The following is a 21088-nucleotide window of genomic DNA, read 5'->3' as shown; positions in this document are numbered from 1 at the left end:
CACCAGCACCAGTACCGGCATGGGTACCGGCCCCGGCACGAGCGCCAGTGCCGGCAGCGGCAGCGGCGGGGGCGGAGGCGGGGGCGGAGGTAGCGGCGGACGCACCGGGGGCGGTGCCGTGTCCGCGCGGCGCGCCCCCACGCGGTCCGCCACCGGGGCCCTCGCGCCGCAGCGTGACGGTACGGGAAGGCGGGCCGCACCGCGGCGGCCGCGTCCCACGCCCGCCGCGCCCTTCGCCGCGGCCCTGGTGGCCGCCGACTGCGCCGCCGTCCTGCCCGCCGCGCTGGTCCTGACGCCCGCGCAGCGGTCGGCGGCGCTGCTGCTCCAGCTCACCGTGTGCGTGGCCGCGCTCCACGCGTACGCCGGGCTGTACCGGCCCGCCGCGCTCGGCGCCGTACGCCCCTCCGTACTCGACGAACTGCCCGCGCTGGCCGGGCGGCTCGCCGTCGCCTGGTGCGCCGCGGCCGCGCTGCTCGCCGCGCAGGCACCGGGCCGGGCGCTCGGCGCGGGGACGCTGGCCGGCGCGTACGGCACGCACCTCGCCGCGCTCGCCGTCTTCCGCGGGCTCGTGCACCACCGGGGTCGGCGGGCCGCCCGCGGAAGGCCGCGTTCCGCGCTGGTCGTGGGGCCCGCGCAGGCGGCGCAGCGGCTGGCCGCGCTGCTTCAGCAGCACCCCGAGTACGGTGTCAGGCCCGTCGGCATCGCGTGCGCCGCGCCGCAGGACATCCCGCAGCCCGCAGGCGCCGCCCACGAAGCGAGGGCCGCGAGGGCCACGCCCGGTGCCGTGCCGCCGCCGCTGCCGCTGCTCACCTCGGTCGAGGACGTGCGGCGCGCCGTCATCCAGAACAGTGTGCGGGACGCCCTGTTCGTGGCCGGCGACGAGGGCGGCGGCTCCTGGCCCGAGGTCGCCGCGCCGCTGCGGCGGCAGGGCGTCGCCACGTGGCTCGTCGCCGCCCCCGTCCCGGGGCAGGCGCACCCGGCCGTGCCGATGGGCGGGCATCTGTGGGGGCACGAGGTCCGCCCCGCCGAACCGCCCGGCGGCGCCCGCCTGTCGAAGCGGGTGCTCGACATCGCGGCCGCCGCGGTGCTGCTCCTCGTGGCCGCGCCGGTCCTGCTGCTCTGCGCCACCGCCGTACGGCTCGCGGACGGGCCCGGGGTCCTGTTCCGGCAGGAGCGCGTCGGCCAGGACGGGCGGCTGTTCACGCTCCTGAAGTTCCGTACGCTGCGCCCCGAGGACGAGCACGAGGCCGAGACCCGCTGGAGCGTCGCCCACGACGACCGGCTCGGCGCCGTCGGCTCCTTCCTGCGCCGCACCTCGCTCGACGAGCTGCCGCAGCTCTGGAACGTGCTGCGCGGCGACATGAGCCTCGTCGGGCCGCGCCCCGAACGCCCCTACTTCGTCGAGCGGTTCAGCCAGATCCACCCCGGGTACGCGGCACGGCACCGGATGCCCGTCGGGCTCACCGGGCTCGCGCAGGTGCACGGGCTGCGCGGCGACACGTCCATCGAGGACCGCTGCCGCTTCGACAACCACTACATCGACCACTGGTCGCTGTGGCAGGACGTGTGCATCCTGCTCCGCACGGCCGCCACCCTGATCCGCCCGGCGGGCAGCTGATGACCGCGCCTGCCGCGTCTGCGGCTCCGGTGACGCCGGTACGGCCTGTAGGGGTACGGCTCCGGCGGGGCCTCGCGCCGTACGTGCCGTATCTGCCGTCGGTGCGGCTGGTGCCGCTGCTGGCGGTCGTCGCGCTGCTGGTGCTGCCGCCCTCGGGCGCCGGCGCGGGCGGTGGTTCCGGCTCCGGGACCGGGACGCTCGCGGACGCGGCATCCGGTGTCCTCGTCGTGTGGTGCCTGATCGCCCTCGCGCGGGCGCGGGTCCGGCCGCTGACCCGGCTCGCCGGAGTGGTGCTGGGGCTGCCCGTGGTCGGGATCGGCGTCGCGGCCGTCGCGGCCGGCGACCCGGCGGCCGGCCTTCCGGGCGTGGCCCGCTACCTCCAGGTCTTCGTGCTCGTCCCGGCCGCGGTCGTGCTGACGCTGCGCGACCGGCGGGACTTCAGGGTGGTGGCGTGGGCGCTGATCGGGCTCGCCCTCGTGCAGGGCGGCATCGGCGTCGTCCAGTACGCGACCGGCACGGGCGCCTCGTACATGGGCGAGGACATCCGCGCGGTCGGCACGTTCGGGCCGACGGACGTGATGGGCATGGCGACCGTCGTCTCGTACGGGATTGTCGCCGCCGTCGGCCTCGCACTCGGCACGACCGCCGGGGCCCGGTCGCGGACGGCCGCCCTGGTGTGCGCGGCGCTGCTGACCGTACCGCTCGTCGTCTCCTTCAGCCGGGGCGCGTGGATCGCCACCGTCCTGGTGTGCGGGGCGCTGCTGCTGCTCACCGGGGTGCGCAGGGCGCTGCGCGTCGGGCTGGCCGCCGGGGCGCTGGGGGTGGTGCTGGTCGGCGGGCTCGGGGTCGGGTCGGCGATGGTCGAGGAACGGGTCGCCAGCATCACGCAGGTGGCCGCGGCGCCCGACCGGTCGGTCACCGACCGGTACACCATGTGGGCGGCCGCGGTGGCGATGTGGCGGGACGCGCCGCTGACGGGCGTCGGGCTCAAGGGGTTCCCGCAGTACCGCGACAGCCACGCGTCGCTGGCCCTGTCGTCCGGCAGCGACACGGCCGGCGCGGGCATGGACTTCCGGCGGCAGCCGCTGCTGTCGCCGCACAACATGTACCTGCTGATCCTCAGCGAGCAGGGGCTCCTGGGCCTGCTCGCCCTGGCGGGCGGCTGGCTGGCGCTGCTGGTGCGCGGGGCGCGGCGGCTGGCGTCCGCGCGGCGCGCGGCGGGACCAGGTACGGACTGCGGGCTGGTGGCGGTGGGGCTGCTGGGCTGGCAGCTCGTGGACTTCCTGTACGCGGACATCGGCGGGCCCTCGACGGTCCTGACCGCCGTCGTGCTTGGCCTGGCGGCCTGGTGGGCGCTGGCACCGGCGGCGAAGGCGGCGGAGGCAGAGGCGAAGGCGGAGGCGGCGGAGGCAGAGGCGAAGGCGGAGGCGGCGGAGGCAGAGGCGAAGGCGGAGGCGGGCCGTGGCTGAGGCCCGGACCGGGGTGCTGGCGCCGGAGGAGGAGTGCGGCCCCGGGGGCCGGGCCCCCGGTGGGGGTGCTCCCTCTGGGGGAGGAGCAACGGCGCACAGCAAAACCGGCGGAGCCGGCGTGCCGTCCGGGAGGGTTCTGGCGAGGGCGGCGTTGGTGACCGCCGCGCTCACCGCGGCCGGGGCGCTGCTCGGGCTGGTGCGGGACCAGTTGCTCGCGCACACGTTCGGGGCGGGGGCCGACACCGACGCGTTCCTCGTGGCCTGGACCGTGCCCGAGTTCGCGTCGACGCTGCTCATCGAGGACGGCATGGCGCTCGTCCTCGTACCCGCCTTCAGCCTGGCCATCGCCCGCCGCGCGGACGGTGCCTCACCCGATCCGGTGCGGGCGCTCGTACGCTCGACCCTGCCCCGTACCGCCCTGGCCATGAGCGCGGGCGCCGGGCTCGTCGTGCTGGCGGCGCCCTGGCTCGTACCGCTGCTCGCGCCCGGGCTTCCGGAGCAGCGGCTCGCCGTCGACTGCACCCGGCTCACCGCCACCTGCGTACTGTCGTTCGCGCTCGCCGGGTACTTCAGCGCCGCGCTCCGCGCCCATGGGCGGTTCCTGGCGCCCGCCGCGATCTACGTCGCGTACAACACCGGGATCATCGCCGCCGTCGTCCTCCTCGGGCCCGGCTGGGGGGTGCGTGCCGCAGCCGTCGGGGTCGGGGTGGGCGGGGTGCTGATGGCGCTGGTGCAGGCGCCGGTGCTGCGGCGGCTGCTGCGGACGCGGGGGCGGGAACGGGGGCGGGAAGGGGGGCGGCATACCGCCCAGCAGGCCGCTCAGCACACCTCCGGGGTTTCCGCTTCCGGGGTCGTGTTCGCGCTCGTCGCGCCCGTCGTCGTCTTCGCCGTCACCCGGCAGGCGCAGGTCCTCGTGGAGCGGTTCCTCGCAGCGCCGCTCGCCGGCGGGGCGATCTCGCACCTCAACTACGCGCAGAAGATCGCCCAGTTGCCGATGGTGCTGTCGCTGATGCTGTGCACCGTCAGCTTCCCCGTGGTCGCCCGCGCCATGGCCGCCGGCGACCACGCCACCGCCCGCCGCCGCACCGAGCGCGATCTGCTGCTCGCCGGGCTCATCGTGCTGACCGGCGCGGCGACGGTCATCGCGGCGGCTCCGCAGATCGTCGAACTGCTCTTCCAGCGCGGCGCGTTCGACGCGGACGACACGGCCGCGACGGCCTCCGTCATGCGCGTGTACGCGTTGGGGCTGCTCGGCCAGACCGTCGTCGGCGCCCTCGTCCGCTGCTACTTCGCCGTGTCACGCCCCGTCTGGTACCCGGCCGCCGCCATGGCCGCCGGGATCGCCGTGACCGCCGGGGCGGGCGCCCTGTGGGTGGGCCCCTGGGGCGCGGCCGGGATCGCGCTGGCCAACGCCGCGGGCATCACCCTGACCGCCGTACTCCTGCTGGCCGGGGCACGGCGCCGGAACCTGCCGCTGCCCGTGCGCCGTACGGTCGGCGGGCTCGCCCGGCTCACGGCCGCCGCCGCCGCGGCCACCGCGGCCGGGCGGCTCGCCGTCGTCTGGGCCGACGGGCCCCTCGCGGGCGCCGTCGTCGCGGCGGCCGCCGTCACCGCCGTCATCGTCGCCGCGTCGCTCGCCCTGCGCGCGCCGGTGGTGCCCGACCTCGTCCGTCCCCTCGCCTCCCTCGGCTCCCTCGGCTCCCTCAGCTCCCTCGGTTCCTGCACGTCCCTCCGTTCGCTCCGAAGCTCCGTAGGCCCCGTACTGCGAAGGCACAGGCACGACCATGCTCCAGCGCACGCCGCCCCCCTGGATCGCGATGTACCACTCGGTCCACGACGACAGGGATGACCCGTACCGCATCACGGTCACGCCCGCCCGCCTGGAGGCCCAGCTCCGCTGGCTGCGCCGCCGGGGCCTGCGCGGCGTCGGCGTGCGCGACCTGCTCGCCGCCACCGCGCGCGGTGAGGCGCGCCGCCTCGTCGGGCTGACCTTCGACGACGGGTACGCCGACTTTCTCGACCACGCCGTGCCGATCCTCCAGCGGCACGGCTGCACCGCCACCGTCTTCGTACTCCCGGGCCGCCTCGGCGGCGACAACACCTGGGACGAACTCGGGCCGCGCAAGCCCCTCCTGACCGCCGACGGGCTGTGCCGCGCCGCCGCCGCCGGCATGGAGATCGCCTCGCACGGCATGCGCCACGTCCGCCTCACCGACGCCGACGACGCGACGCTGCGCGAGGAGGTCCACGGCAGCCGCGAGCACCTCCGCACGCTCACGGGCGAGTTCCCCGTGGGCTTCTGCTACCCGTACGGGGAGGCCGACGCCCGCGTCACCGCCGCCGTACGGGACGCCGGGTACGCGTACGCCTGCGCCATCGACCCGGGCGCGCTGTCCGGCGTCCACGCGCTGCCCCGCGTGCACATCGGCGAACGCGACACCGCCTGGCGGCTCCACGCCAAACGGCGCCTGCACCGCCTGCGCCGCCGGACACCCGCCGGGCTGCCGACCACCTGGGTGCGGGTGTCGTGAGGGCCTGCCACGAGGAGCGCGGCGCGGGCGTGACCGCCGACGCCATGAAGCGCGCCGCCATGGAGGGCGCCGTCAGGGAGAGCGCCGCCATGGAAGGCGCCGCCATGGAGCGCGCCGCCAGGAAGCGGGGCGCCGTGCCGGACGCCGGCCTGAACGTCCTGCACATCATCACCGGCCTCGGCGTCGGCGGCGCCGAGCAGCAGCTGCGGCTGCTCCTGCGCCACCTGCCCGTCCGCAGCAGCGTCGTCACGCTCACCAACCCCGGCGCCGTCGCGGACGCCCTGCGCGCCGACGGCGTCCCCGTCACGCACCTCGGCATGCGCGGCAACCGCGACCTGGCGGCCCTGCCCCGGCTGGCCCGGCTCATCCGGCGGGGACGGTACGACGTCGTGCACACGCACCTGTACCGGGCCTGCGTGTACGGGCGGATCGCGGCGCGCCTCGCGGGTGTACGGCACGTCGTCGCGACCGAGCACTCGCTGGGCGCCGCCCAGATCGAGGGGCGCCCGCTCAAGCCCGGGGCCCGCGCCCTGTACCTGGCCACCGAACGGCTCGGCACCGCGACGGTCGCCGTCTCGGACACGGTGGCCCGGCGGCTCACCGCCTGGGGCGTGCGGCCCTCGCGCCTCCACGTCGTACCGAACGGCATCGACGCCTCCGGCTTCGCCCACGACGAGCGGGCCCGGGACGCGGCCCGGCGGCGGCTCGGGCTCGCCCCGGACATCTTCGTGGCCGGCGGGGTCGGGCGGCTGGCGCCGGGCAAGCGGTTCGACACGCTGATCCGGGCGCTGGCGGAGCTGCGGGGCGACGAGGACGTACGGCTCCTGCTCGTCGGCGACGGCCCCGAGCGGCCCCGCCTGGAGTGGCTGGCCCGCGCGTGCGGAGTGGCGGACCGGGTGGTGTGGGCGGGCGAGGTCACGGGCGACCTGCCGGCGCTGCTCGCCGCCATGGACGGGTTCGTGTCCCCGTCCGCCGATGAGGCGTTCGGCCTCGCGGTCGTCGAGGCCCTGGCCGCCGGGCTGCCCGTGCGGTACGTGACCTGCCCCGCCCTGGACGACCTGCCGCCCGGCGACGCGCCCGGCGCCCGCCGCATCGGCGGCACGGTCGCGGACGTGACGGCCGCGCTGCGCGAGCTGCGCGCCGCACGGCCGGGCCGCCACCCGGTGCCGCCCGCCGCCCTCCACTACGACATCACCCGAAGCGCCCAGCAGCTGATGGCCCTCTACCGAGAAACGAGCGACCGATGACCCCCCGACTCACTCCGCCCACCACCACCGCCGTACGGCGCCGCATCACCCGCCGGTTCTCCCGGACCCCCCGGACGCCGCGGAAGTCCGGGACGCCCCGGATGCCCTGGGCGTCCCGGGCGTCCCGGGCGTCCCGGGCGCAGCGGCCGGGCCGCGCCTGGATCGTCCCGGCCGCCGTGCTGCTCGGTGCCGTCGCGGGCGGTTCGTACGGGCTGCTGAAGACGCCTCAGTACGCGGCGACCAGCTACGTCGTGGTCGTCCCGGCCGAACGCTCCGACCCGGCCGCGGCGATGGGGCTGGCCCAGGCGTACGGGCGGGTCGCCACCGACATCGCGGTGGCGGGCGACGCGGCCGTGTGGGCCCGTGTGTCGCCCGCGACGCTGCGCGCGAACGTGCTGGCCGCGACGTCGCCGGATGCCCCGATGATCTCCATCACGGCCCGGTCGGCCCGCCCGGCGACCGCCGCGAGCATGGCGGACAGCGTGGCCCGGGCGCTGGTGGAGAAGGGCACGCACGCGGAGACCAGCACCAACGTGAGGATCGTCCAGTTCGCCCGGGCCACCCGCCCGACGAGCCCGGTCTCGCCGTCCCCGGCCCTGTCGGCACTGGTCGGCGGCAGTGCGGGCGGCCTCCTGGGCGGCCTCACCCTCCTGATCCGCCCCCGCCCGACCCCGACGGCCGCCGCGGGCACGGCGGGCACGGCGGGCACGGCGGGTGCGGCGGGTGCGGCGGGCACGGCCGGACCAGCGGGCCCGGCGCCCGCGACCGCCGCCCTGCCGAGCCCGACGGGCTCCCACGCACGCCAAGAACCGGAACCGGAGTCCGTATGACCCCCGCCCCCACCTCCACCCCCACCCCAACCCCAGGCGCGCCCCGCACCGCACCTGCAGGGGCGCCCGGCACGGCTTGTACGGTCGGCGCGTCCGGCGACGCGGACGGTGCGTGGGGCGTGGCCGTGTCCGTCTGCCGGGACTCCGAGCACTTCCGGGGGCTCGCCGCCGAATGGGGCGAGCTGTACCGGCGGTGCCGGGCCGTCACGCCGTTCCAGGCGCATGCGTGGCTGTACTCCTGGTGGCGCTCCTACGGCGTGCCCGGGCGGCTGCGGGTGGTGCTGGTGCGGGGCGGGGCCGACGGGCGGCTGGTCGCGGCGGCGCCGCTGTGGCGGGTGCCCGGGCCGCTGCCGGTGCTGGCGCCGCTCGGCGGGCGGATCACCGACTACTGCGACGTCCTCGTCGACGATGCGTACCCCGAGGCGCTACCCGCGCTGGCCGGGGCGCTCGCCGACCTGGCCCGTACCGCCGTCGTCGACCTGCGGGAGGTGCGCCCGGGCGGCGCCGCTGGGGGCCTGCACGCCTGCTGGCGCGGGCCGCGCCGGCGCCTGCGCGACTCCACGTGCCTGGAGCTGCCCGCCGTACCCGTCGACGGGCTCGTCGACCGGCTGCCCAGCTCCCGGGGCCAGCGCGTACGGGCCAAGCTGCGCAAGCTCGACCGCGAGGGCGTCGAGCAGCGCGCCGTACCCGCCGCCGAAGTGCCGCAGGCCCTGCGGCGCCTCCTCGACCTGCACCGGCGCCAGTGGGCAGGCCGCGGCGTGACCGCCGAGCACCTCACCGACCGGTTCGCCGAGCACCTCACGCGGGCCGTCGGCACCATGGCCGCCACGGACGAGGCCCGGGTCACGGAGTTCCGCCTGGGCGGCGACCTCGTGGCCGTCGACCTGACCCTCCTCTCGCCCCGCCTCTCCGGCGGCTACCTGTACGGCGCCGACCCGGTCCTGCGCTCCCTGAAGCTGGACGTCACGGCCTTGCTGCTGCGCAACGGGGCCCGTATCAACGCCGGTTCGGGCCGCACCACGATGAGCCTGCTGCGCGGCGACGAGCCGCACAAGCACCACTGGCGTCCGGAGGCCGTGCCCAACCAGCGGCTGCTGCTGGCCCGCCGCCGCACCGCCCCGGTCCTGTGGCTGCTCGCGGCGCACGCGCGCACCCGCCGGTGGGCGGCCGACCGCCTCCGGGACCGGGCCTGGGCACGCCGGCTCCGGCGCGGCGGCCACGGCACGGCGACGTGACCGTGACGGGGCCTCAGGACCAGAGGCGGTTCCACCAGTCCCAGCGGATGCACAGCTCGGTACCCAGCCACTTCTGGACCCACGGGCCCAGATCCAGCGGTGTGCACTGCCCCTCGTCCGGCTGCGGCTGCGGATGCGGTTCCGGTTCGGGCTCCGGCTCCGGCTCGGTGACAGGATCCGGCTCGGGCACCGTCGGCTCGGTCGGCTCCGTCGGCTCGACAGGTTCCGTCGGTTCCGTCGGGGCCCCAGGCCCGGTCGGGTCCGTCGGGTCACCGGGCTCCGTCGGCTCCGTCGGGTCCACCGGCTCCGTCGGGTCCACCGGATCCGTCGGCTCAACCGGCTCCGCCGGTTCCACCGTCAGCCCGAACAGCCACTCCCGGAACACCGCCGACGACTTCGGGTTCTCCCGGCACTGCCACACGCCGTGCGGACAGTAGTCGCTGATGGAGTGGTAGAGCGGTTTGTGCTCGTTGATCCATTCGAGCATGCGCCGCATGTACTCGGCATTGTCGCCGTTTCGGAACAGGCCCCACTCCGGATAGGAGATAGGCTTCCCGTGGGCGGCGGCGAATTCCACATGATGCCGCAGCCCGTACGGTTCGTTCGCCTGCTCGTCGAATGTCCGGCCCGGCGGCTGGTCGTAGGAATCCATTCCCACGATGTCCACGACGTCGTCACCCGGATAGCACTCGGTCCAGGGAATGGCGTCCGGTCCCCGATTGGGTGCGAAGTCGAACCGGAATTCCTGGCCTGGCACCTCGCGCATGGTGGTGACGATGCGGTTCCAGTACCTCTTCCACGCCTCCGGATCCGGTCCGCAGCGGTGGCTGTACGTCGATCCGTTCATCTCCCAGCCCAGTACCAGGACCGTGTCCGGCACGCCCAGCGCCACCAGCCGCTCGGCCAGCGCCCGGAAGTGGTGGTCGAACAGACCGTCCGCCCCGCGCCGCAGCAGCACACGGACCAGACCGTCCGGCAGACGGCTCTCGTTCCGCTCCAGCATGGGCACGTTGAGCACGAGCATCCGGTCGGGATCGGCCCGCCGCCACTCCGCCCAGGCGTCCAGGAACCCCGCCTTCCCGGCGATGTTGGACCACCGGTCGCCGGGCAGATAGGTGTGGCCGACCCGCAGCTCGGTGCCGCCGAGCCAGTTCTGCAGCTCCGCCATGCGCCGTACGCCGCCCGCCCCGTAGTCGAGATACGCGCCCACCGCCGTCTCACCGCTCACCACCGGATCGGGCCCGTCACCGTCGGCCGCCCACGCGTTCCCGTCATGGCCGGGGAGCGACCCCGACACGGCGCAGCCCGCGATCAGCAGGCCCGCGGTGAACACCCCCACCCAGGTATGCGTCGTCCTTCCGCCGTTCCCCATGGCCATCTGTACTCCTTCGCCGGGTGCCGCGGTCAGTCGGCCGATTACGTGGGTCAGTGGGTCAGTGGATCAGTGGATCAAAAGTATTCCTAATGGACCGTCCGGGAACGCGGTCCGCCTTTTCCCTAGGCCATCAGTGGATTTCATCGCCCAATCGGGGCACTGAGACGAGGACATGCCGTGCCGCTCTTCGACACCCGCGTCGCCGCCGTGCTCATGCGGTTCGACAGGAATCCCTTCCACCACGGCACGCTCGGCGCCGCCCGCTCCCTGGGCCGCGCCGGCGTCCCCGTCCACGTGGTGGCCGGATGGCCCACCGGCCCCGTGGCCCGCTCCCGCTACGTGACGCGCTGCCACCCCCGCCCGCCGAGCGTCTCCCTGACGGACATGCGCCGCACGCTCACCGACGTCGCCGACGCCCTGGCCGGCACCCCCGCCGTCCTCGTCGCGCTGGACGACGCCACCGCCGTCGCGCTGGACGAGCTCCGCCACAAGCCGGGCGGCGGCGAAGGCCCCGCGTCCCGCTTCCTCCTCCCTGAGCAGCCGTCAGGCACCGCCGCCCGGGTGGCGGACAAGGCGGCACTCGCCGCGACGTGCCGCCGCCTCGGCGTCCCCCACCCGCGCACCCTCGCCCCCGCCGACGCCGACGAGGCCGCCGCCATGGCCGCGGCCCTCGGCCTGCCGGACGTGCCCGTCGTCGCCAAGTGGAGCCGCCCCTGGCTGCTGCCGCCCGGCTCCGGGCTGCGCAGCACCGTGCTCGCCCGCACCACGGGCCAGGTCCGCGCCCTGTACGCGCGCGGGGCCGAGGCCGGCAGCGCGCTGCTGCTCCAGCGCTACCTGCCCGGGGGCCGCGACCTGGACTGGTTCTTCCACGCGTACTGCGACAGCGCCGGCACCTGCGGCGTGGCCGCCACCGGCCGCAAGGTCCGCTCCTGGCCGGACGGTACGGGCCTCACCGCGGCCGGCGTGTGGGCGCCCAACCCGTCCGTCGAGCGCACCGCCCGCGACCTGCTCGACGCGCTCGGCTACCGGGGCATCGCGGACCTCGACTTCCGCCTCGACCCGCGCACCGGCACGTACCACCTGCTCGACTTCAACCCCCGCCCCGGAGCCCAGTTCCGGCTGTTCTCCGACCCCTGGGGCCTCGACGTCGTCCGCGCCCTGCACCTCGACCTGACCGGACGTCCGGTGCCGGACCTGGTGCGCTCGTACGGGCGCAGGTTCGTCGTCGAGAACTACGCGGCCCTGTCCGTCCTGACGTCCCCGCGCCCCCGGAGCCGTACGCCGGGAGGCATCGGCGGCGGCCTGGAGACCGCCTGGTACGCCGCCGACGACCCCGCACCGGCCTTCGCCATGGCCCGCGCGTGGACGGCGCACCTGGCCCGCCGCGCCGGAGCCGCCCTGCGGAGGGCGCTGCGCGCGGCCCTGTGGCGGGCGTGGGCGACCCGGCCCCGTGCGGCCCGCATCCCGGCGCAGCCACCCGCCCCGGAGGCCGTACCGCACGGGACATCGCCTTCCGCCTCCCCCCGAACCCCCTCAACCCGACCCCCCTCCCCCCGACGATGACGAAAGTGGTGGGCTCGATGCACGACGACGACCTGGTGATCGTGGGCGCGGGCCCGTACGGACTGTCCGTGGCCGCCCACGCGGCCGCGCGCGGCCTGGACGTACGGGTCTTCGGCCAGGTCATGCGGTCCTGGGACCGGATGCCGCCCGGCATGCTCCTGAAGTCGGAGCCGTGGGCGTCGGACCTGTCGGACCCCGGCGGCGCGTACGGCCTCGCCGCGTACGCCGCCACGCGCGGGGTACGGGCGGAGCACGGCGTTCCGCTGCCCGTGTCGTTCTTCGCGGAGTACGGCGCGTGGTTCGCCCGCCGGGCCGTGCCGGCCGCCGTCGACCCTCGTGCCGTCGCCGCCGTCCATCCGCGCCCCGACGGGCGGTTCGCCGTGGTGACGGAGGACGGCGAGGTGTTCGGCGCGCGCACGGTGGCCCTCGCCGTCGGGGTGATGCCGTTCGTGGACGTACCGGCCGAGCTGCGCCCGCTGATGCCGCACGGTGTGACGCACAGCAGCCACCACACCGACCTGGCGCGCTTCGCGGGCCGCGACGTGACCGTCGTCGGGGCGGGCCAGGCCGCCCTGGAGACCGCCGTCCTGCTGACCGAGGTCGGCGCGCACGCCCGCGTCGTGGCCCGCGCGGGCCGTCTCACCTGGAACACCGTGCCACCCTCGCTGCACCGCGGCCGCTGGGAGGCCGCCCGCGCCCCGCACACCGGCCTGGGCTGCGGCTGGCGGAACCTGCTGTACGCCCGTACGCCCGGGCTGTTCCGGCGGCTGCCCGCCACCACCCGCGAGCGGCTGTTCGACACCGCCCTCGGCCCCGCCGGCGCCTGGTGGCTGCGGCACCGGTTCGAGTCCGTGCCCGACGTACGGCTGGGCCGCACCGTCGTCGCCGCCGAACCGGCGAGCACCGGAGGGGCACGGGTCCGGCTCACGCTCGCCGCCACCGGGTCGCCCGACGGCGAACCGACCGTCCTGGAGACCGACCACGTCATCGCCGCCACCGGCTTCACGCCCCGCCTGGACCGGGCGCACATGCTGAGCGCCGAGCTCCGCGACGAGCTGCGCACCCTCGGCACGAGCGGTGCTCCGGTGACGAGCGCCCACTTCGAGTCCTCGCACCCGGGGCTGTTCCTCGCGGGGCTCCTCACGGCCCCGTCGTACGGCCCGGCCATGCGGTTCGTGTACGGCGCCGGGTACACGGCGGCCCGGCTGGTGAGCGGCGTCGAACGACGGCTGCGCGCGCCGGGCCTGCCCGAGGTACGTGACGTACGGGAGACACGGGACGTGCCGGGCGCCCGGCCGCCCGCCGAGGGCGGCGTCCAGGACGGCACGGAGGCGGCGTCCCGCCACTGAGGCGCGCCCCCGGACATGCGGGAAGCCGGTCCCGGAGCGTCCTCCGGGACCGGCTTCTGGCTCGGTAGCCGCTGTCGCGGTCCGTGTCAGTCGTTGATGCAGACGTTGCCGAACGCCGGGTTCAGCAGCGCGATGATGTTGACGCTGTTGCCGCACACGTTGATCGGCACGTGGATCGGGACCTGCACGACGTTGCCCGACAGGACGCCCGGGGAGCCAATGGCCGCACCGCTGGCACCTGCGTCGGCGATCGCCGGAGCGGCGGCACCCACCGCCATGAACAGACCGGCAACGGCCACAGCGGCCTTCTTGCACTTCATTTTCGGCTTCCTTTCCGCAGCGGAAGTCTTGCCACGGATTTCGTGACCCACGAGCCCCGGTGAGGCCCGGCTGCCGCCGCGAATACCACAACGAACAGGCACCCGAAAAGACACCAGCGGAACGGACCTCGTTCCGGATTCACTCGAACGCCAACAGGCGTGCGAACAGCGGTAGTAGACGATTCTTCAGCGCCTCGGCCACACCGGCCGCCGGACCAGGCTGTCCCATTCGTGGTCCCTGGCTCCCGGGACCACCCTGCCCTGGGCGCGCCATTCGCGGGCGAGGGACGAGAAGACGGGTGCGGTGTCGGAGGATGCCGTGCCCGGGCCCGCGGACGGCACAGCGGACGACATAGGGGGCGCGGCAGCACCGGCGGGCGTGGTGACGCGCCTGTGCCTGCTCTGCGGAACGAGGGGGACACGCTCCCACTTTCCGGCGCCTGTGGCCATGCCAACCCTTCCGTTCACAGCGCGTGGCGGGGCCACTGCATCATGTCACAGCGGTTCCGGCGGCACCGGCACTGTCCGCGAAGTGGTCCGTCGGGCCCTTTTCGGGCCCTGTCGGGCCGGCCCTGTCAGTGGGGGAGCACCGCGAAGCGCAGCCCGAAGTGGTCGAGCGTGCGGGGCAGCGGACGGTCGGGCCGCAGCCTGCCGGGCCGGTCGGGCAGGAAGGTGTGCCGCTCCAGGAGCGCCCCCAGCAGCGTCGACGTGAGCAGGAGGACCAGGTCCTCGCCCGGGCAGGCGCCGGGGCCCGCGCTGAACGGGACGAGCCCGGCGGTGTCCTGAGCCGTGCCGTCGAGCCAGATCTCCGGTGTGAACCGGTCGGAGTACGGCAGGGCGTCGTCCCGGTGGAACAGCGGAGTGTAGATGAGGAACTCCGTGCCCGCGGGCAGCGTGTCCTCGCCCCACACCGTCTCGCGCACCGCCTCGCGCAGCAGGAACGGCGTCGTCGGCCAGAGCCGTACGGACTCCAGGACGCACGCGCGCGTGTAGGGCAGCAGCCGGGGCTCGGTCAGATCCGTGACGGCCAGTTCGTTGCGTACCTGGGTGTGCTGCCGCTCGTGGGTGCTCAGCAGGGCGAGGGCACGGTACGCGGCGATGCCGGCCGCGTCGAACGCGAACAGCCAGTGCGGCACCTGCCCCGCCGGGTCCGTGCCGGGCGGGACGGGGGCCGCGGTGAGCGCGGCCGCCAGGCTGCCGTGCTCGGCGCGCTTCACATGGCCGCGCAGCCGCCGGTCGAACCGTTCGCGCAGCCCGGCGCGGCGCGGTGCGGCACCGGACCAGTTGGCGGCGGCGCGCAGCCGCCCGAGCATCGCGGTCAGCGCGGTGTCGTCGCGCGCGGAGTCCCCGAGGACGACCCTCCGTACGGTCGCGTCCCAGGTGCTGCCGAAGGCGTCCCAGCGCAGGTCGCCGTCGCCCGCGGTCGCGGCGCCGAGCAGCAGTCCGGCCTCTTCGCGGACGGCGCGGATCATCCGGGGCGCGAGGCTATGGAGCTGGTTGCCCGTCTCCAGGGCGCGGTCGTTGAGCGCCCGCCGCGCCTCCCGCTCCTCGCCCCGCGAGATCAGCACGCCGTGCGGCTGGAACTGCTCCAGCGCGGCGCGCTTCTCCCGCGTCGCCGGCGAGTACGGGTCGGGGGTGCCCTCCAGGACGACGGTCACGTCCTCCGGGTCCAGGACCACCGCGAAGAGCCGCCCGGCCAGCTCCACGCGCAGCGGCCGGGGCCCGTAGCGGCCGCGCAGCTCGGTGAGCAGCCCCGTCGCGCGCCGGTCCGCCGCGTACCGCTCGGCCAGCGCGAGCCCGGCCCGGCGCCGCAGGATGACGCCCGCGGCGAGCGTGGGCGCGACGACCTGCGCGACGAGCCGCGCCGTGTCCCGTGCCGATGCCCGCCCGGGCCCGGCCGCCGCGCCCCTGGCAATCATGGGCCCCGAGTGCCCAGGGCCCCGCCCCCGAAACGAAGCGCGCCCCTACGCGCGCGTGCCCCGGCGACGTACGGGCGTACCGGCGTACCGACGCACCCGCGTACCGACGGCACCGGGGCAGCCTGGAGCGGCTCCCGGGCCCTGGAGGGGAAGCGGGTCCGGGAGCCGCACGTGTACGCGCTCACCCGCCGGTCATGGGCCCGCCGCTGCCGAACCCTCCGCTCGGCGCGCCGCGCCACTTGTGCTCGTCCTCCGTCTCCGGCGACGTGTCCGGCTCGGTGTTCTCGTGCTTCAGCTCGTACGGCATGAGCCGCCGTTCGCTCTCCGGGACCTCCGCGGGCCTGCGGTGTCCCTCCACCTCGCCCGGGATGCCCGCGTCGTCCGGCCGGTGCGGCTGCTCCTCCGGCTTCGGCGGGGCGGCCTCCTTCGCCCAGATGCGCCGGCCCAGCCAGAACGCGCCGAGGAGGAAGGCGACCACCGCCAGCCCGGCCACGAGCTGCCCGATGCCACCCCTGAGGAAGTGGCTGTCGGCGAATTCCGCGCTGTACGTGATGAGACCGTTCATAAAATAGGAGTACCCGCCGTGAGTGAATCAGACACGTGACTCGGACACGCGTTTCCCCGGCCACCCGGATTTATCGACGGGCGGCTATCGTCATAAGAATTCTGAGCCTTTATTCGTTGATTGCGCTCTTCGGGTGACCTGGCGCAACCTAAACAGCGCCGCGCTGTTGGGCAGGGCGACCCGAGACCGGGTCTCTCGACGAGAAGGATCACGTAATGATCAAGAAGGCTCTGGCTACGGCCGGCGTCGCCGCGGCCGTCCTCGGCGCCGGCGCGCCGATGGCCGCCGCCGTCGGCGACCACGGCGTGGACACGCAGAACGGCAACTTCGCCACGCAGTCCTACGGCAACACGTACACCGGCGGGTACATGAGCCCGCAGATCGGGCTCATCCAGGGCTCGTTCAACAAGCCCTGCCTGGGTCTGCCGGTCCAGGCCGACGTCCAGAACATCGTGGCTCTGGTCAACGTCGGCGTTCAGGACATCCTGAACGACACCCAGAACCAGCAGTGCGCGGAGAACTCCACGGCGGTCAAGGGCGACAGCGCCCTGTCGCACATCCTGGAGAACGTCCTCTCCGAGAACGGCTCCGCCTCCGTCGGCTGACGCCCGACGGCGACCGGCCCGCGCGTGTGACGCGCCGCGCGGGCCGGCCCTCTCGCGGCGCGCGCGACCGCGGCGCGCCGCCCTTGCTTCCTCTGATGACCACCATGCGCCCCACCTGCGGGTGCGGCAGACGACCCGGACGCCGGGTCTCTCGACGAGAAGGATCGACCATGATCAAGAAGGTTCTGGCTGGCGCCGGTGTCGCTGCGGCCGTCCTGGGTGCGGGCGCCCCGATGGCCGCCGCTGTCGGCGACCACGCCGTGGACACTCAGAACGGCAACTTCTCCAAGCAGGCCTACGGCAACACCGTGACCGGCGGCAAGATGAGCCCGCAGATGGGCCTCGTCCAGGGCACGCTGAACAAGCCGTGCCTGGGCATCCCGATCCAGGCCGACGTCCAGAACATCGTCGCCCTGGTCAACGTCGGCGTTCAGGACATCCTGAACGACACCCAGGACCAGCAGTGCGTGGAGAACTCCACGGCGGTCAAGGGCGACAGCGCCCTGTCGCACATCCTGGAGAACGTCATCTCCGAGAACGCGGCCGCCAGCGTCCGCGGCTGACGTCCCGCAGCAGGAGCGCATGGGCGGGCCCCGCATCCGACACCACGGGTGCGGGGCCCGCCCACGCCCGTACGGGCCCTCCTCACCCGGCAGCGCCGCCGCTCGGGCACCGGGCGGCCGCTCGGGGAGCTCCCGGACAGCGCGGCCTCGGCCCCCGACCGGTGCCGCCCGCTGCTGACCATGGAGGAGCTGAAGTCCATCGCGTCGAGCCGCGTCTGGCTCACCGACTAGGGGGTGTCCGGGCGGAGGCGGGCCCGACCGCGGGGCAGCGGGGAGACCGGGCGTCACCTCACTTCGCGTCGGAGTAGCGCTCCACCGTCGCCGTCGTGAACGGGAAGCGCACCGGTGTGTCCCCGAACGTGATCCGCCCGGCCAGGTCGCCGGCCGTGCGGATCGCGTCCGCGACCGCTTCCGCCTCCTCCGCCGGGCAGTGCACGATCACCTCGTCGTGCTGGAAGAACACCAGCTCCGCCCGCATCCCCGCGGTCGCCCGGCGCAGCGCGGCCAGCATCAGCAGGGCCCAGTCGGCGGCGCTGCCCTGCACCACGAAGTTCCGCGTGAACCGGCCCCGGGCGCGGGCGTCCGCACCGGACCCCGGGACCGGGGCCGTATCGTCCTGCGGGATGCCCGCCTCGTCGGGCTCGCCCGCACCCGTCGCGCGCGGGCTCGTCCGGCCCAGCCAGGTGCGGACCAGCCGGCCCTCCTCGCCCGCCCGCGCCGCGTCGTCGACGTACGCCACCGCGCGCGGGAACCGGCGCCGCAGCGCCGCCAGGTTCTTCAGGCCGTCGCCGCTGGTCTGCCCGTAGACCGCGCCCAGCAGCGCCAGCTTCGCGTGCTCGCGGTCGCCAGAGAACGCCCGGTCCGACAGGCGCGTGTACAGATCGCCGTCGTCGCCGGCCACCTCCATCAGGCCCGGGTCGCGGGAGATCGCCGCGAGGACGCGCGGCTCCAGTTGGTCGGCGTCCGCGACGACCAGCCGCCAGCCGCCGTCCGCGACGACCGCACGGCGGATCACCTTCGGGATCTGCAGCGCCCCGCCGCCGTTGGTCGTCCAGCGTCCGCTGACCGTGCCGCCCGGCACGTACTCCGGGCGGAACCGCCCGTCGTGCACCCAGTCCTGGAGCCAGCTCCAGCCGTGCGCCGTCCAGATCCGGTACAGCTTCTTGTACGCGATGAGTGGTTCGACCGCCGGGTGGCCGAGCTCCGCGAGCTCCCAGCGCCGTGTCGACCGCACCCGGATCCCGGCCTCCGCGAACGCCTTCACCACGTCCGCCGGCAGGTCCGGCCGCACGCGCCGCCCGAACGCCGCCGACACCTGGTCCGCCAGCTCCGCGAGGCGGCGCGGCTCGCCCCCGCCCGCGTACCGCTCGCCCAGCAGCTCGTGCAGCACCGCCCGGTGCACGTCCGCCCGCCAGGGCAGGCCCGCCCGGTGCATCTCGGCGGCCACCAGCCACCCCGCCGACTCGGCCGCCGTCAGCAGCCGCATCCGGTCCGGGTGCTCGGCGGCCGCGTGTCTTCGCTGCTGCTCGGCGTACACCTCCAGGAGGCCGTCGAACGGTACGCCGGGCCCGGCCGGGCGCGCCTCGAACAGCGACGACTGGGAACCGGCCGGCTCCGCCGCGCGGGCCGGCGGGTCGGGCGGCACCGGGCGGTCGTGCAGCCGCGCCCACGCCGCCGCGGCGGACCGCGGCTCACCGAGACGTCTCTCGTGGGCGAGCAGCAACTGCTCGGCGGCCTCGATGTCGTAGCACCGCTCGACGCGCACCCCGGCCGCCAGCAGCCGCGGGTACACAGCGGACGTCGACCGCCACACCCAGCGCCCCACATCCGGCCGCGACCGCACCGCCGCCACCAGGTCGGGCTCGGTGAGCACGGGGCCGGCGGGCAGGCCGTCGCCGCCGAGAGGGACCAGCCGCGCCCCGCCCCCCTCGACCCCGTCCAGAGCCCACCGTTCGCTCCGCTCGCTCACGGGTGCGAGTCTCGCACCCGGCACTGACAACGGGCGGGACGCTGCGCGGCAAGCTGATCGTGACGCCCTCAAGCCTCGTCAGGCCGTCAGCGAGCGGACGACACGGGCCGGGCTGCCGACGGCGAGCACCCCGGCCGGCAGGTCCCGCGTGACGACCGAACCCGCGCCGACGACCGTGTCCGCGCCGATCGTCACGCCCGGGCAGACGATCACACCGCCGCCCAGCCACACGTTGTCGCCGATCGTCACCGGAAGCGCCCGCTCCCACCCGGCCCTGCGCCGCGCCGGGTCCAGCTCGTGGACGGGCGTCAGGAGCTGGACGTTCGGGCCGATCTGCGCGTCGGCGCCGACGGTGATGGGCGCGGCGTCCAGGAACACGGCGTTGAAGTTCACGAACGTACGGGCGCCGACGTCGATGTGGTAGCCGAAGTCGCAGTGGAACGGCGGCCGGATCCGCACACCCTCACCGACCGCGCCGAACAGCTCGCTCAGGATCCGCGTCCGCTCCTCGGGCGACACGGCGGCCCCGGGCCCGTTGTACGCGGCGCACAGCGCGACACGCCGCCGGGTGTCCGCGGCCAGCTCCGCATCGTCGGACACGTACCACTCGCCCGCCAGCATCCGCCGCTTGTTCTCGCCCATGGGGCGCCCTCCCCTGGAGACCAAAGGCAGTCGAGCCGTTCAGCTTAGGGAAGGAGCACCCCCTGAAGCCTCCGTTCGTCTGGTTCGGTCGCGCTGCGACCATGGTGTGGTCGGGGGCTACGCGCGCGTAAGGAGGCACGATCATGCAGGTCGGGCGTGGAGTGGAGGGGCAGGCGTGAGTGGGGGAGGGGTGGGGGTCGTCGAGCGGGCGTTGGGTGCCGCGCTGTACGCGGACGACGACGCCTCGCTCGACCTGGGCGCCTCGCTGCTCGCGGCGGACGTCGGGGCGGATGCCGAGCTGGTGCGGCGCGGTGAGGAGCTGCTGGCGCGGGTGTGGGGGCGGGGCTGGCAGCCGGCCGATGTGGTGCGGCTCGTACGGCGGGAGCTGGAGGAGCGGCACGTACGGCTGGTGGCCGCGCTGATCGTCGCCGAGACGGCCGGGTACGCCCATCTGCCGCCGCGTTGGCGGGAGCAGGTGGACGCGCTCGATACGGAGCCGTGGCGGGCAGCCGACCGGTTCTCGTACGCGACCGCCGTGCTGGAGCTGTACCGGCTGCTGGTGCGGCTGCCGGCGCTGGAACCGGTCGGTCCGCCTCCGGGTGCCGGTCCTGTGGCGGCCGCAGGGTTCGCCGGCGAGTCCCGGATGCTGGGCCGGATCCGGGCGCTGCTGGCGAAGGCGGAGGCGACCGGCTACCCGGAGGAGGCGGAGGCGCTCACCGCGAAGGCCCAGGAGCTGATGGCCCGCCACAGCCTGGACGAGGCGGCGCTGTCCGCCCCCGGGGCCGACGAGCCCGCCGCTGTACGGATCGGGGTCGACGCCCCGTACGAGACGGCGAAGGCGATCCTGCTGGACGCGGTGGCCACGGCGAACCGCTGCCGCGCGGTGTGGAACGAGGCGTTCGGCTTCTCGACGGTCGTCGGCTTCGCCCCGGACCTGGAGGCCGTCGAGCTGCTGTACACCTCACTGCTGGTGCAGGGCGACGCCGCGATGACCCAGGCGGAGGCGGCGCAGAGAGCGGGCGGCCGGAAGCGTACGAAGACGTTCCGGCAGTCGTTCCTGCTGGCGTACGCCCAGCGGATCGGCGACCGGCTGTCGTCCACGTCCCGCCGGATCGCCGCGGCGGAGCCGACGCTGCTGCCGGTGCTGGCGGCGCGCGACGTGGCCGTCGTGGACCGCGCGGAACGGATGTTCCCGCAGACCACGACGGCCAGGGTCCGGGGCGCCACGGACCAGGACGGCTGGGACCACGGCCGGGCCGCCGCCGACCGCGCCGACACGGGCCGCGCG

Annotated in this window: 19 protein-coding genes; 13 read left to right on the top strand and 6 right to left on the bottom strand. The window is 75.4% G+C overall.

What is annotated here, in order from left to right; translation table 11 throughout:
- Positions 1-19 precede the first annotated feature (19 nt).
- From HTZ82_RS31450 to HTZ82_RS31420, 7 genes are all read left to right on the top strand, one after another.
- Complete coding sequence (locus HTZ82_RS31450) at positions 20-1618, top strand: exopolysaccharide biosynthesis polyprenyl glycosylphosphotransferase (RefSeq protein ID WP_175412829.1); 1599 nt, start codon at positions 20-22, stop codon at positions 1616-1618.
- Positions 1618-3087 carry an O-antigen ligase family protein gene (locus tag HTZ82_RS31445; RefSeq protein ID WP_175412815.1) on the top strand — a complete coding sequence of 490 codons (1470 nt, stop codon included), beginning with the start codon at positions 1618-1620 and terminating at the stop codon, positions 3085-3087. Before HTZ82_RS31450 ends, HTZ82_RS31445 begins: the two co-directional genes overlap by 1 nt.
- Before the next feature lie 13 nt (positions 3088-3100).
- Complete coding sequence (locus HTZ82_RS31440) at positions 3101-4936, top strand: lipid II flippase MurJ (protein ID WP_175412828.1); 1836 nt, start codon at positions 3101-3103, stop codon at positions 4934-4936.
- On the top strand, positions 4872-5618 hold the full coding sequence (locus HTZ82_RS31435) for a polysaccharide deacetylase family protein (RefSeq protein ID WP_175412814.1): 747 nt from the start codon (positions 4872-4874) through the stop codon (positions 5616-5618). Before HTZ82_RS31440 ends, HTZ82_RS31435 begins: the two co-directional genes overlap by 65 nt.
- A 149-nt stretch (positions 5619-5767) precedes the next feature.
- Complete coding sequence (locus HTZ82_RS31430; RefSeq protein ID WP_175412827.1) at positions 5768-6865, top strand: glycosyltransferase; 1098 nt, start codon at positions 5768-5770, stop codon at positions 6863-6865.
- Positions 6862-7695, top strand: a complete 834-nt coding sequence (locus tag HTZ82_RS31425; RefSeq protein ID WP_375540881.1) for a lipopolysaccharide biosynthesis protein — start codon at positions 6862-6864, stop codon at positions 7693-7695. Before HTZ82_RS31430 ends, HTZ82_RS31425 begins: the two co-directional genes overlap by 4 nt.
- Positions 7696-7820: 125 nt before the next feature.
- Positions 7821-8930 carry a GNAT family N-acetyltransferase gene (locus tag HTZ82_RS31420; RefSeq protein ID WP_309235819.1) on the top strand — a complete coding sequence of 370 codons (1110 nt, stop codon included), beginning with the start codon at positions 7821-7823 and terminating at the stop codon, positions 8928-8930.
- A gap of 13 nt (positions 8931-8943) precedes the next feature.
- Here the strand turns inward: HTZ82_RS31420 and HTZ82_RS31415 are convergent, their stop codons facing one another.
- Positions 8944-10302 (bottom strand): glycosyl hydrolase, encoded by a 1359-nt coding sequence (locus HTZ82_RS31415; RefSeq protein ID WP_375540882.1) that lies wholly within the window; start codon positions 10300-10302, stop codon positions 8944-8946.
- Positions 10303-10482: 180 nt separating this feature from the next.
- Here HTZ82_RS31415 and HTZ82_RS31410 point away from each other — a divergent pair, with 180 nt between their 5' ends.
- Both HTZ82_RS31410 and HTZ82_RS31405 read left to right on the top strand, forming a co-directional pair.
- The gene (locus HTZ82_RS31410) at positions 10483-11868 is read left to right on the top strand and encodes an ATP-grasp domain-containing protein (RefSeq protein ID WP_175412811.1); all 1386 of its coding nucleotides are present in this window, start codon (positions 10483-10485) and stop codon (positions 11866-11868) included.
- 17 nt (positions 11869-11885) lie between these two features.
- Positions 11886-13217 carry an NAD(P)/FAD-dependent oxidoreductase gene (locus HTZ82_RS31405; RefSeq protein WP_175412810.1) on the top strand — a complete coding sequence of 444 codons (1332 nt, stop codon included), beginning with the start codon at positions 11886-11888 and terminating at the stop codon, positions 13215-13217.
- A gap of 86 nt (positions 13218-13303) precedes the next feature.
- Here the strand turns inward: HTZ82_RS31405 and HTZ82_RS31400 are convergent, their stop codons facing one another.
- From HTZ82_RS31400 to HTZ82_RS31390, 3 genes are all read right to left on the bottom strand, one after another.
- Complete coding sequence (locus tag HTZ82_RS31400) at positions 13304-13537, bottom strand: chaplin (RefSeq protein ID WP_175412809.1); 234 nt, start codon at positions 13535-13537, stop codon at positions 13304-13306.
- A gap of 575 nt (positions 13538-14112) precedes the next feature.
- Positions 14113-15456 carry a cytochrome P450 gene (locus HTZ82_RS31395; protein ID WP_175412808.1) on the bottom strand — a complete coding sequence of 448 codons (1344 nt, stop codon included), beginning with the start codon at positions 15454-15456 and terminating at the stop codon, positions 14113-14115.
- A 181-nt stretch (positions 15457-15637) separates the two neighbouring features.
- Positions 15638-16021, bottom strand: a complete 384-nt coding sequence (locus HTZ82_RS31390; protein ID WP_175412807.1) for a DUF6479 family protein — start codon at positions 16019-16021, stop codon at positions 15638-15640.
- A gap of 215 nt (positions 16022-16236) precedes the next feature.
- On the opposite strand from HTZ82_RS31390, the gene HTZ82_RS31385 reads away from it, so the two are divergent.
- The 3 genes from HTZ82_RS31385 to HTZ82_RS31375 all read left to right on the top strand — a co-directional run bounded on the left by HTZ82_RS31385 (position 16237) and on the right by HTZ82_RS31375 (position 17420).
- Positions 16237-16626 (top strand): rodlin, encoded by a 390-nt coding sequence (locus HTZ82_RS31385; RefSeq protein WP_175412806.1) that lies wholly within the window; start codon positions 16237-16239, stop codon positions 16624-16626.
- 170 nt (positions 16627-16796) lie between these two features.
- Positions 16797-17189, top strand: a complete 393-nt coding sequence (locus tag HTZ82_RS31380) for a rodlin (protein ID WP_175412805.1) — start codon at positions 16797-16799, stop codon at positions 17187-17189.
- 48 nt (positions 17190-17237) lie between these two features.
- Positions 17238-17420, top strand: coding sequence for a hypothetical protein (locus HTZ82_RS31375; RefSeq protein WP_175412804.1), 183 nt, complete (start codon positions 17238-17240; stop codon positions 17418-17420).
- Positions 17421-17478: 58 nt separating this feature from the next.
- Here the strand turns inward: HTZ82_RS31375 and HTZ82_RS31370 are convergent, their stop codons facing one another.
- Complete coding sequence (locus HTZ82_RS31370; RefSeq protein ID WP_175412826.1) at positions 17479-19182, bottom strand: bifunctional 3'-5' exonuclease/DNA polymerase; 1704 nt, start codon at positions 19180-19182, stop codon at positions 17479-17481.
- A gap of 54 nt (positions 19183-19236) precedes the next feature.
- Complete coding sequence (locus HTZ82_RS31365) at positions 19237-19800, bottom strand: sugar O-acetyltransferase (protein WP_175412803.1); 564 nt, start codon at positions 19798-19800, stop codon at positions 19237-19239.
- 175 nt (positions 19801-19975) lie between these two features.
- Between HTZ82_RS31365 and HTZ82_RS31360 the strand changes: the two genes are divergently transcribed.
- The coding region (locus tag HTZ82_RS31360) for a DUF2786 domain-containing protein (protein ID WP_309235812.1) at positions 19976-21088 on the top strand (1113 nt) is incomplete at its 3' end.

Origin of the sequence: Streptomyces sp. TRM64462, from assembly GCF_013362995.1 — a bacterium.
In the GTDB taxonomy this organism is placed as follows: Bacteria; Actinomycetota; Actinomycetes; order Streptomycetales; family Streptomycetaceae; genus Streptomyces.
This window is presented reverse-complemented; position numbering and strand designations above follow the sequence as displayed.

Bases quoted from the DNA above. Each gene is read 5' to 3' on its own strand.
- HTZ82_RS31425 (WP_375540881.1), top strand. From the start codon at position 6,862: ATGACCCCCCGACTCACTCCGCCCACCACCACCGCCGTACGGCGCCGC.
- HTZ82_RS31450 (WP_175412829.1), top strand. From the start codon at position 20: ATGGGTACCGGCCCCGGCACGAGCGCCAGTGCCGGCAGCGGCAGCGGC.
- HTZ82_RS31435 (WP_175412814.1), top strand. From the start codon at position 4,872: ATGCTCCAGCGCACGCCGCCCCCCTGGATCGCGATGTACCACTCGGTC.
- HTZ82_RS31380 (WP_175412805.1), top strand. From the start codon at position 16,797: ATGATCAAGAAGGTTCTGGCTGGCGCCGGTGTCGCTGCGGCCGTCCTG.
- HTZ82_RS31385 (WP_175412806.1), top strand. From the start codon at position 16,237: ATGATCAAGAAGGCTCTGGCTACGGCCGGCGTCGCCGCGGCCGTCCTC.
- HTZ82_RS31415 (WP_375540882.1), bottom strand. From the start codon at position 10,302: ATGGGGAACGGCGGAAGGACGACGCATACCTGGGTGGGGGTGTTCACC.
- HTZ82_RS31395 (WP_175412808.1), bottom strand. From the start codon at position 15,456: ATGATTGCCAGGGGCGCGGCGGCCGGGCCCGGGCGGGCATCGGCACGG.
- HTZ82_RS31445 (WP_175412815.1), top strand. From the start codon at position 1,618: ATGACCGCGCCTGCCGCGTCTGCGGCTCCGGTGACGCCGGTACGGCCT.
- HTZ82_RS31400 (WP_175412809.1), bottom strand. From the start codon at position 13,537: ATGAAGTGCAAGAAGGCCGCTGTGGCCGTTGCCGGTCTGTTCATGGCG.
- HTZ82_RS31390 (WP_175412807.1), bottom strand. From the start codon at position 16,021: ATGAACGGTCTCATCACGTACAGCGCGGAATTCGCCGACAGCCACTTC.
- HTZ82_RS31365 (WP_175412803.1), bottom strand. From the start codon at position 19,800: ATGGGCGAGAACAAGCGGCGGATGCTGGCGGGCGAGTGGTACGTGTCC.
- HTZ82_RS31405 (WP_175412810.1), top strand. From the start codon at position 11,886: ATGCACGACGACGACCTGGTGATCGTGGGCGCGGGCCCGTACGGACTG.